At 38.0% G+C, this 11,223-nt stretch carries 9 protein-coding genes and 1 other annotated feature; all 9 genes read left to right on the top strand.

Annotation, left to right across the window (positions count from 1 at the left end):
* Positions 1-317 precede the first annotated feature (317 nt).
* Positions 318-557, top strand: a binding site (T-box leader).
* Between the two features lie 47 nt (positions 558-604).
* The 9 genes from pheS to FG383_RS07845 all read left to right on the top strand — a co-directional run bounded on the left by pheS (position 605) and on the right by FG383_RS07845 (position 11,204).
* Entirely contained in the window at positions 605-1,642 is a 1,038-nt protein-coding gene (gene pheS, locus FG383_RS07885) for a phenylalanine--tRNA ligase subunit alpha (protein WP_142606650.1), read from the top strand.
* Between the two features lie 12 nt (positions 1,643-1,654).
* The gene (pheT, locus tag FG383_RS07880) at positions 1,655-4,066 is read left to right on the top strand and encodes a phenylalanine--tRNA ligase subunit beta (protein ID WP_142606648.1); all 2,412 of its coding nucleotides are present in this window, start codon (positions 1,655-1,657) and stop codon (positions 4,064-4,066) included.
* Positions 4,067-4,270: 204 nt separating this feature from the next.
* A complete protein-coding gene (locus FG383_RS07875; RefSeq protein WP_142606646.1) occupies positions 4,271-5,008 on the top strand; it encodes a methionine ABC transporter ATP-binding protein in 738 nt (245 codons plus the stop codon).
* On the top strand, positions 5,008-5,670 hold the full coding sequence (locus FG383_RS07870) for a methionine ABC transporter permease (RefSeq protein ID WP_185907876.1): 663 nt from the start codon (positions 5,008-5,010) through the stop codon (positions 5,668-5,670). Before FG383_RS07875 ends, FG383_RS07870 begins: the two co-directional genes overlap by 1 nt.
* A 15-nt stretch (positions 5,671-5,685) precedes the next feature.
* Positions 5,686-6,507 (top strand): MetQ/NlpA family ABC transporter substrate-binding protein, encoded by an 822-nt coding sequence (locus tag FG383_RS07865; RefSeq protein ID WP_142606642.1) that lies wholly within the window; start codon positions 5,686-5,688, stop codon positions 6,505-6,507.
* Positions 6,508-6,680: 173 nt separating this feature from the next.
* Positions 6,681-8,018 (top strand): sigma-54 interaction domain-containing protein, encoded by a 1,338-nt coding sequence (locus FG383_RS07860; RefSeq protein ID WP_142606640.1) that lies wholly within the window; start codon positions 6,681-6,683, stop codon positions 8,016-8,018.
* Positions 8,019-8,280: 262 nt separating this feature from the next.
* Positions 8,281-9,576, top strand: a complete 1,296-nt coding sequence (locus tag FG383_RS07855) for a CitMHS family transporter (protein WP_142606638.1) — start codon at positions 8,281-8,283, stop codon at positions 9,574-9,576.
* A 10-nt stretch (positions 9,577-9,586) separates the two neighbouring features.
* Positions 9,587-10,915: an acyclic terpene utilization AtuA family protein gene (locus FG383_RS07850; RefSeq protein ID WP_142606635.1), complete on the top strand. Its 1,329-nt coding sequence runs from the start codon at positions 9,587-9,589 to the stop codon at positions 10,913-10,915.
* A complete protein-coding gene (locus FG383_RS07845; protein ID WP_142606634.1) occupies positions 10,902-11,204 on the top strand; it encodes an AtuA-related protein in 303 nt (100 codons plus the stop codon). The genes FG383_RS07850 and FG383_RS07845 overlap by 14 nt, the downstream gene beginning before the upstream one ends.
* Positions 11,205-11,223: the final 19 nt, after the last annotated feature.

Raw genomic sequence — 11,223 nt, 5'->3', positions numbered from 1 at the left:
GTCTCGTTCAACCATTTATTTTAATATTAGATTCTGATAATTTAGTCTTTACTATAGATTCCGTTGCAGCCGGCGACTCCTACCGGATAAGTGAGCATAATGAGACTTCACAACGTCCGCCTAAGCGGCGGTGAAGACTCATCGCTTACCCGGTGGAAAGCGTACGACTGTAGCGAAAATCACAGCGGTCACCTAATAGGGCTTTTACCGCGCAGTATCCCTATTATGTGCAATATTATTGTACAATTGCGCAACATAAAATAAGTCACACTTGATGAAATGTTTAAAACTTCGTATAATAGAATATAATTTGATATATAAAAGCTGTCATCGGGAAAAGTATATATGACGATTCGAAAAAAGGAATTTTACACCTGGACTGAAAGTGTAAATAGAGAATGCATATAGAAGTTCACCCCGCTAGCTGCCACCGGGACCAGTCGTGAATTTGACTGTAAAGGTGTGCCGGTGTAGAGCCGTTAGTCGAATTGAGTGATTGCACATTTTTGTCGTGCAATAATCAGGGTGGTACCGCGAAATTAGTCCTCGTCCCTTTTATAGGGGCGGGGTTTTTATTTTGTCAAAAAGGAGAGATCAACAAAACATGGAAGCACAACTTCAACAGTTAAAAGAAGAAGCATTACAAAAAATTGAAGCTTCAATGAATGTCAAAGAATTAAACGATGTGCGTGTTGCATATTTAGGGAAAAAGGGACCGATTACGGATCTACTAAAAGGAATGGGAAAACTTCCTGCAGAAGAACGTCCGAAAATGGGAGCTCTTGTAAACGTAGTTCGTGAAGAAGTAACAGAAGTGTTAGAAGCTCGCATGACGCTACTTCAAGATCAAGCGATTCAAGAACAACTGGAAAAAGAATCGATTGATGTGACATTACCTGGGCGTCCGGTAAAAACAGGAAACCATCATCCACTAACTCGTGTAGTAGAAGAAATCGAAGACTTGTTTATAAGCATGGGTTACGAAATTGCAGAAGGTCCAGAAGTAGAAAAAGATTACTACAATTTCGAAGCATTGAACTTACCAAAAGGTCACCCAGCTCGTGATATGCAAGATTCATTCTACATCTCAGAAGACATTCTTCTTCGTACACATACATCACCTGTTCAAGCTCGTACGATGGAAGCAAAAGAAGGCAAGCCGATTAAAATTATTTGTCCTGGTAAAGTATATCGTCGTGATAATGATGATGCGACACATTCACACCAATTTACACAAATCGAAGGGCTTGTTATTGGCGAGAATATTCGCATGAGTGACCTTAAAGGAACACTTTCTGTATTTGCGAAGAAAATGTTCGGAGAAGATCGTGAAATCCGTCTACGTCCAAGTTTCTTCCCATTTACGGAGCCTTCCGTTGAAATGGATATTTCTTGTTTCAAATGTGGCGGCAGTGGCTGTAACGTTTGTAAGAAAACTGGTTGGATTGAAATTTTAGGTGCAGGTATGGTTCATCCGAACGTATTAGAGATGGCTGGATATGATTCGAAAAAACTTTCTGGCTTTGCATTTGGTATGGGTCCAGAACGTATTGCGATGTTGAAATATGGAGTGGAAGATATTCGTCATTTCTATACGAATGATGTGCGTTTCTTATCGCAATTCCACCGAACAGAAGTGTAAGGAGGAAAAATCATGTTAGTTTCTACGAAATGGTTAGCAGAATATGTAAATACACACGGACTTGATCCAAAAGAGTTAGGTGAGAAAATTACTCGTTCCGGTATCGAAGTCGATGCAGTAATAGATCGTTCTCATGGAATGACAAATGTAGTAGTCGGGTATGTGAAAGAATGCATGAAACATCCGGAAGCAGATAAACTAAATATTTGCCAAGTGGACGTAGGAGAAGAAACAACACAGATTATTTGTGGTGCTCCGAACGTTGCTGCAGGACAAAAAGTAATCGTTGCTCGTCCAGGAGCAGTACTTCCTGGTGGTATAAAAATTAAAAAAGCAAAACTTCGTGGGGAAGAATCGAACGGAATGATTTGTTCGCTTCAAGAGTTGGGTATTGAAGGAAGACTAGTACCAAAAGCGTATGCAGAGGGTATTTATGTGCTTCCAGAAACAGCAACTCCTGGTGAAAGTGCACTTCCACTACTTGGGTTAGATGACACACTCCTTGAACTTGGCTTAACACCAAACCGCTCAGATGCGCTAAGCATGCTTGGAGTTGCCTATGAAGTAGGTGCCATTTTATCCGAGGATATGAAATATCCAGAAGCAACTTACACGGAAAGTAGCGAAAAAGCTTCAGATTACTTAAGTTTACGTATTGATGCAATCGAAGCAAATCCAATGTACGTAGCAAAAGTAGTAAAAAATGTGCAAATTAAAGAATCGCCACTTTGGTTACAACATCGTCTAATGGCTGCTGGTGTTCGTCCACATAATAACGTAGTAGATATTACAAACTACGTATTAATGGAATACGGCCAACCACTTCATGCATTTGACTATGACCGCCTAGAAACAAAAGAACTTGTCATTCGTCTTGCAAATGACGGAGAAAAAATTGTTACACTGGATGATCAAGAACGTACACTTAAGTCGAATCATTTAGTCATTACAAACGGCAAAGAGCCAGTTGCTATTGCAGGTGTAATGGGTGGAGCAAATTCGGAAGTGCATGATGGTACGACGACTGTTGTTATTGAATCTGCTTACTTTACAGGTGGATCTGTTCGTCAAACGTCAAAAGACCATAACTTGCGCAGTGATGCAAGTGCTCGTTTTGAAAAAGGTGTCGATCCAAATCGTGTTATTCTAGCGGCAGAGCGTGCGGCAAGTTTACTTGCTGAGCTTGCAGATGGGGAAGTACTAGCTGGTTCTGTAGTCGTAGATGAATTAGACAAAGTACCTGCTGAAGTAGTTGTGTCTCCTGATTTTATTAATAATCGTTTAGGAATGAAAATTTCTTTAGAAGATATGACTTCTATTTTAACAAGATTAAAATTTGACCACCAAGCGGCAAATGGTTATTTATACATTAAGGCACCGACTCGTCGTCAAGATATTAAAATTCCAGAAGACATTGTAGAAGAAATTGCGCGTATGTATGGGTATGATGAAATCCCAATGACGCTTCCAGTGGAAGAATCAAAACCAGGTGGACTATCATCTTACCAAGCAAGACGTCGTCAAGTTCGCGCTTATTTAGAAGGTGCAGGCCTTTACCAAGCTATTACGTATTCTTTAACATCCAAAGAAATGTCACAAAAATTTGCATTAGAAACTGCGCCAGTAACAGAGCTATTAATGCCAATGAGCGAAGAGCGCAGCACACTTCGCCAAAGCTTAATCCCTCATTTATTAGATGCAGTAACGTATAATACTGCTCGTCAAGCAGATACAGTTGCTCTTTATGAAGTAGGGTCCGTATTCTTAGGCGAAACAGAATCTGGTCTACCTCATGAACAAGAACATTTAGCAGCAGTCATTGCTGGAAAATGGCTAGACCATAGCTGGCAAGGAGAGAAAAAAGCAGTTGATTTCTTCGTATTAAAAGGAATTGTCGAAGGATTAATGGAGCTACTTGGTCATTCAAAAGAACTTACTTTTGAACGTACAGTAGTAGACGGATTACATCCGGGGCGCACAGCTTCTATTAAACTTGCTGGAGAAGAAATTGGTCTGATCGGTCAATTACATCCATCTGAACAAAAGATGCGTGACTTGAAAGAAACGTATGTAGTGGAATTGAACTTAGCTAAAGTAATTAACAAAGAAGTAGAAGCATTATACTATGCGCCAGTTTCTAAATTCCCATCAATCACTCGTGATATTGCATTAGTAGTAGATAGCGAAAAAGCTACCGGCGAACTACAAGCAATTATCCAATTATCTGGTGGACGTCTATTAAAAGGTGTACATTTATTCGATTTATATGAAGGAGAAAAAATGGAAGCCGGCAAAAAATCGGTTGCATTCTCTCTAACATACTTCGACCCGGAACGTACACTAACAGACGAAGAAGTAGTAAATGCACATAATAAAGTATTAAAAGCACTTGCGGAGCAAGCAGGGGCGGAGTTAAGAGGATAATAAAAACAGGAGCAGCGCCTATAATGGAGCTGTTCTTTGTTTTGGATTGGAAAAACTAGAGAGTGATAAGCATCTCAAATTTAACAATACCTTGAGGTGATAGTTGTACTGACAGATTATTTTGTTTTTTTCAAAAAAGTATATTACATTTTCCTATGTTGTTTTTAATGGTATATTAATCGTTGGAGAAAAGGAGGTTTTAGAATGATTGAACTCATTCAAGTTGAAAAAACTTTCGACGGTGTAAGGGCCGTTTATCCTTTATCATTAACAATTCCGAAGGGACAGATTCATGGCATTGTTGGAACGAGCGGTGCTGGAAAATCGACTTTAATTCGGATAATGAATCTTTTAGAGAAACCTGATAAAGGTACTGTAAAAGTTGGAGAAAAAATCCTTACATATTTATCCGAACATGAACTACGTAAAGCACGGCAAAATATCGGTATGATTTTCCAACAGTTTCAGTTAGTTCTTAACCGGACAGTCGCTGGAAATGTTGAAATGCCACTTGAATTAGTTGGTGTATCGAAAAAGGAACGAAAAAAAAGAGTAGAAGAGTGTCTACAATTTGTCGGGCTATCGGATAAAAAAGATGCTTATCCTTCCCAGTTGAGTGGTGGTCAAAAGCAGCGAGTTGCAATAGCACGTGCTTTGGCAAACAAGCCATCCGTCTTATTATGTGATGAACCAACGTCTTCTTTGGATCCAAAAACGACAATAGAAGTGTTGCAAGTTCTTCGTCATATTAAAGAAACACTAGGTGTAACAATTGTGATCGTTACCCATGAAATGGATGTCGTGAAAAGCATTTGTGAGCATGTTACAATTATGAGAGAGGGCAAACTCATTGATAGCTTTCAAATAGAGCCTCAAGGATTACTAGTAAATGAAGATCAGTACATAGAAGACTTGAGAAAAATGGCAGTGGTGAAGAAATAATGGAAAAAATTATCTCCTATCAATCAGAAATTTGGATTGCAATCGGTCAGACATTTACAATGGTAGGCTTTTCCATATTAGCCGCTATTGTTGTAGGATTACCTCTAGGCACTTTCCTTTACTTAAGTCGTAGCGGAAATTTGTATGAAAATAAAGGGCTATTTTTGCTCTTAGATACATTTGTAAATATTATTCGTTCATTTCCATTTCTTCTTCTCGTTGTTTTTTTAATTCCATTTACACGTTTTATCGTTGGAACAGCAATTGGTACGACGGCTGCCACAGTACCTTTAGCGATTATATCAATTGCTTATTATGCAAGGTTGGTTGAACAATCGTTATTGGATGTCCCGAAAGGAATTATCGAAGCCGCCATTTCAATGGGCGCAACGAAAATGCAAATCATTTTCAAATTCCTTTATAGGGAAGCGCGTGCTGGGCTTGTTTTCGGATTAACGACGGCGACAATTAGCTTCATATCTTACTCAACTGTCATGGGGATAGTAGGCGGTGGAGGAGTTGGGGATTTTGCCATCCGGTACGGCTACCAACAATTCGAAACGGGGCTCATGACATTCACGATAATTATGATGATCATACTCGTTCAAGCAATACAGGTTACAGGAACAGCAATTTCAAAGAAACTAGATAAACGATCTTAAAAAGGAGCAATCATCATGAAAAAACTACTAACATTTTCCCTTCTATTAGTTCTTGCAATTGTACTATCTGCTTGTGGAAAAGAAGAAACAGATGCAACAGATAATACGAGTAAACAAGAAGAAACAAAAATTAAAGTTGCATCTTTAATCCCTCCTATGACGGATATGCTAGAAATTGTAAAACCGTTACTTAAAGAAGAAGGCATTGATTTGGATATTGTGATACTTTCAGATAACGTTCAACCAAACAGTGCATTAGCTGCTAAAGAAGTGGATGCGAACTTTTTCCAACATCCAACGTACATGGAGCAATTCAACAAAGCAAATGGCTCCGACTTAGTTGCTGTTCAACCGGTATATCATGCAATTTTAGGTGCATATTCAAAAAAATATAAGAGCGTGGAAGAATTACCTGAAGGTGCGAAAGTGGCAATTCCAAATGACTCGGCGAACATTGCTCGCTCCTTGCAATTACTTGAAAAAGGCGGCCTTATTACGTTAAAAGAAGGCGTAGGTATTAACGCAACACAAAAAGATATTATCGAAAATCCGACAAACATTGAAATCATTGAAGTCGATTTATTAATGCTTGCTCGTTCAATTGATGATGTGGATTTAGTAACGTTGCTTCCGGCATATGCAAAACCACTTAATCTTACTCCGGTAAACGATTCATTAATAGACGAAGGAGAATCGGATTTCCCTATCTCACTTGTTGCTCGTGCTGATAATGCAGATTCGGAAGCGATTCAAAAACTAGCGAAACATTTATCTGGACCAGAAGTTCGTGCATTTTTAGAAGAGAACTTCGCTGATATCGCAATTCCAGCTTTTTAATTAAACAGCAAAACTATTGAAAATGACCGTCATCCTTTAACAAAGGTGGCGGTCATTTTCATTACTTTTATACGTGGCATCATCGTTAATTTTCTATTATGTGTGATACAGGCACATTGTAAAGATGCTATATTATTGGTATACAGTATCTAGTTTGAGTTCGGAGGAGAAACATGAGAATCTATTCGACAAAATGGTGGGAAAAAGTGATCGTATCGATTAATGATGGAATATTAGTGATAGATGAGTTTGAAAAAGTGCTATTTATTAACCCGGAATATTCTAGAATCACAGGGGTAGGAAAAGAAATTATAGGGAAGTTACTTTCTGGATTTAGACCAGGTGCTCAATTACCTGAGACTTTGAAAGACGGAAAAACGCGAGTAGGTATTTATCGTGAAATTAATGGTTGCGCATACGTTGTAGACATGGCGCCTATTGAAGATAACGGTAAAATCATTGGTGCTGTATCTGTTTGTAAAGGAATTAATGAAGTAAAGGCTTTATCAAACGAACTAAATAAGAAGGTAAAGCAAGTGATTGAATTACAAGAAAAGATTACAAAGCTCTCGAGCGTGAAATACTCGTTTGAACAAATAATTACACAAAGTAGCGAAATGCTAGATAATAAGCATATTGCAAAAAAGATAGCAAGCTCGAATCTACCGGTACTATTAATAGGAGAAAGTGGTACAGGAAAAGAGCTGTTTTCCCAATCGATTCATGACGCAAGCGATAGAAGAGATCATCCATTTATTGCTGTAAATTGTGCTACAATTCCAGACACTCTAATTGAAAGTGAATTATTTGGATATGTCGAAGGTGCTTTTACAAGTGCCAAAAAAGGCGGTAAGGTTGGATTATTTGAAATGGCTAATAACGGCACCTTATTTTTAGATGAGATTGGTGACTTATCTTATAATGTGCAAGCAAATTTACTGCGAGTACTACAAGAGGGAACCATACGAAGAATAGGGGATACGAAAGAAGTTAAAGTAGATGTTCGAATAATTGCAGCAACGCATCAAGACTTAAATCAAATGGCACAAAAATATAAATTTAGGCAAGATTTATATTATCGATTAAATGTAGCCCATATAACCATTCCCCCTCTACGCAATCGGAAGGAGGATATCCCGTTATTAGTAAAACGTTTTTTACCTACCAATTATCAACTACATAACGATGTACTACAATTTTTACAATCCTATAATTGGCCAGGCAATATACGCGAGTTAAAAAACATGTTAAGTTACGCCGCTTGCTTAGCTGATGACGGTGTAATTGAATTGGAACATTTACCAGAAGTCATGAGAAACCAGATCGTGGATGATTCTATTCAAACAGATGGAACGTTAAGATCAGTAGTAGAATCAGCAGAAGCACGTTATATAAATCAAATGCTGAAACGATATGAAAAGAATATTGAAGGAAGAAGATTAGCGGCAAGTAACTTAGGTATTTCGTTAGCCAGTCTTTATAATAAAATACGAAAGTATAAACTTGAATGACACTTCATTCTAATAAATTAGAATATATCTAATCCATTCTACTAATTTAGAAAACCCTTTAATAAGCGTAATTTCCTTAGGGAAGTCACGCTTTTTCTATTGAAGAAGAACAATTTCATTTTATTTATTCTAAAAATTTAGAATCCTTTAGTAAGGAAATATTGAAAAGTTGTTTATATGAAAGGGTTTCTAAGTTGGCATGAAAGTTGCATATTACTTTGAATGCACGATGGGGTGCAATAACAAGGGAGTGATAAAATATATGTTGGCTTTATTAGGATTTCTAACTATTGGTGTATTTTTACTAGCTATTTTTACAAAAAAGCTATCCGTCATCGTTTCTTTAGTTATTATTCCGATCATTTTTGGCTTAATTGGAGGGTTTGGTTCTGAAATTGGAGGATTAATGCTTGATGGGTTAACGCAAGTAGCTCCAACGGGAATCATGTTAGTTTTTGCAATTATGTATTTTGGTTTAATGATGGACGTTGGATTATTTGATCCAATGATTAAAAAAATTATTCAAATAGTGAAAGGTGACCCGCTAAAAGTAGTAATGGGTACAGTTTTTTTAGCAATGATTGTCCATTTGGATGGTAATGGCTCTGCAACTTTTATGATTACTATTACTGCGATGTTACCTATTTATGAAAAGTTGGGGATGAATCGTCTTATTTTGGCGGGGGTTGTTGCGCTTGGAGCAGGGGTTATGAACATGATCCCTTGGGGTGGACCAACTGCACGCGCGATGACCACTTTAAATGCGGAAGCAGTGGATATTTTTAATCCGGTAATACCAGCAATGATAGCAGGAATTGCTTGGGTATTGTTTGCAAGTTATTTAATTGGAAGAAAAGAACGAAAGCGTTTAGGAATTATTAATATAGAAAATTTGGATTTTAATTTGGAATTAGATGAAGAAACGAAAAAGATTCGTCGTCCTAAACTATTTTACTTTAACTTATTACTTACATTACTAATGCTATGCGCGTTACTATTTGTTTGGCTTCCAATGCCTGTTGTATTCATCGTTGGCTTTATTGTTGCATTAATGATGAATTACCCAAATAATGCGGACCAGCAAGCTCGTATTTTAAGTCATGCAGGAAATGTATTATTAGTTGCATCGATGATTTTTGCAGCTGGGATTTTTACAGGAATTTTAAATGGAACGGGCATGATTGGTGAGATGGCAACAGCACTTGTGCGTTTAATACCAGACTCATTAGGAAATTATTTGCCTGTTATTGTAGCCATTACAAGTATGCCTTTAAGCTTAGTGTTTACACCAGATGCATACTATTTTGGTGTGTTACCAATTATTAGTGAAACAGCTTCGACTTTAGGGATTAACCCGCATGAAATTGGACGAGCGGCTATTCTCGGTCAAATGACGGTTGGTTTCCCATTAAGTCCATTAACAGCGGCAACATTTATTTTAATTGGTTTGACGAAGGTTGACTTATTTGAGCATCAGAAATTTATATTTAAATGGGCGTTTGGTACAACGATTGTCATGACAGTTGTTGCATTATTAACAGGCGCAATTTCAATTTGAGGTGAATGAGATGATACGAATTGGATCAGGTGCTGGTTTTGCGGGCGACCGTATTGAGCCAGCGGAAATATTAGTAGAACAAGCAAATTTAGATTATTTGGTACTGGAATGCTTAGCAGAAAGAACAATTGCTTTGGCTCAAAAGAGAAAAAAACAAAATGCTCATGCTGGATATGATCTTTTATTGGAAAAGCGAATGAGATCACTTATTCCAAAGATTGTTGGAAAAAAAGTAAGGATCATTACTAATATGGGTGCGGCGAATCCTATAGCGGGCGCAAATAAAATTTTAGAAATCGCGAAAGAACTTAATATTTCTATGAAAGTTGCTGCTGTAACTGGTGATGACGTTTTGACGAAAGTTTCTCCAGATGATACGGCTTGGGAAACAGGGGGACCTTTATCAACACATGGTCAAATCGTTTCAGCAAATGCTTATATCGGAGTAGACGCTCTGTTAGATGCTTTGCAATCGGATGCTCAAATTATTATTGCAGGTCGAATTGCGGATCCTTCTTTATTTTTAGCACCGATGATTCATGAATTTAAATGGTCATTAGACAATGATGATTTATTGGCTAAAGGAACGGTGATTGGACATTTATTAGAATGTGCCGGTCAATTAACAGGGGGGTATTTTGCAGACCCTGGAAAAAAAGATATAAAGGACATGGCACATTTAGGTTTTCCATTTGCAGATATATTAGCTGACGGTTCTGCGACTTTCAGTAAAGTAGCGAACACGGGAGGAAAAATTACGCTCCGTACAGCAAAAGAACAATTATTGTATGAAGTTATTAATCCAAACGAATATATTACACCAGATATCATTGCGGATTTCACTTCAGTGACGTTCGAAGAATTGTCCGATGGGCGGATAAAAGTAGATGGAGCAGTAGGACTTCCAAAGCCTCATAAGTTAAAAGTAAGTATCGGCTATGAGGCAGGATTCATTGGAGAAGGGGAAATCTCTTATGCAGGTCCGAATGCAAGTGAAAGAGCAAGACTTGCGGGCGACATTATACAAGAAAGAATCGGTCATTTCTATGCCGAGTTTAGAGTAGATCTAATTGGAGTGAATGCTTGTCACCGGAAAAGTTTTAGAGATATAGAACCTTATGAAGTACGCTTAAGAGTTGCAGGAAAGGCGAAATCTAGTACAGAAGCAGCGATAATAGGGGAAGAAGTAGAAGCGCTTTATACAAATGGCCCAGCAGGTGGCGGCGGTGCGAGAAAAGTGGTAAATGAAGTAATCGGTGTAGTTTCCACCTTTATTGATCGCGATTGCGTTCAATTTCACACGGAACTAAAGGAGTATGTAGCAAATGAAACTTTATGATATTGCGCACTGTCGAACCGGGGATAAAGGAAATACTATTACGTTGTCCGTTATACCTTATGAAGCATCTGATTATGAATTATTAAAAGAGAGATTGACTGTAGAAGTGGTAAAGCATCATTTAAAAGGCATTGTAGAAGGAGAAGTAAAACGATATGACGTTCAGAACATTCAAGCGCTGCAGTTTGTCTGTTCGCAAGCTTTGGCAACAGGCGTAACGACTTCCTTGACGCTGGATACGCACGGGAAGTCGTTAAGCTTTGCTTTGTTGGAACTAGAACTAGATTGAATTCGATCCCTGTGTTAGA

The sequence above is a fragment of the Psychrobacillus soli genome (assembly GCF_006861775.1).
Lineage (GTDB): Bacteria > Bacillota > Bacilli > Bacillales_A > Planococcaceae > Psychrobacillus > Psychrobacillus soli.
Note: the sequence above shows the minus strand (reverse complement) of the source record. Positions and strands in the feature narration are given on the sequence as shown.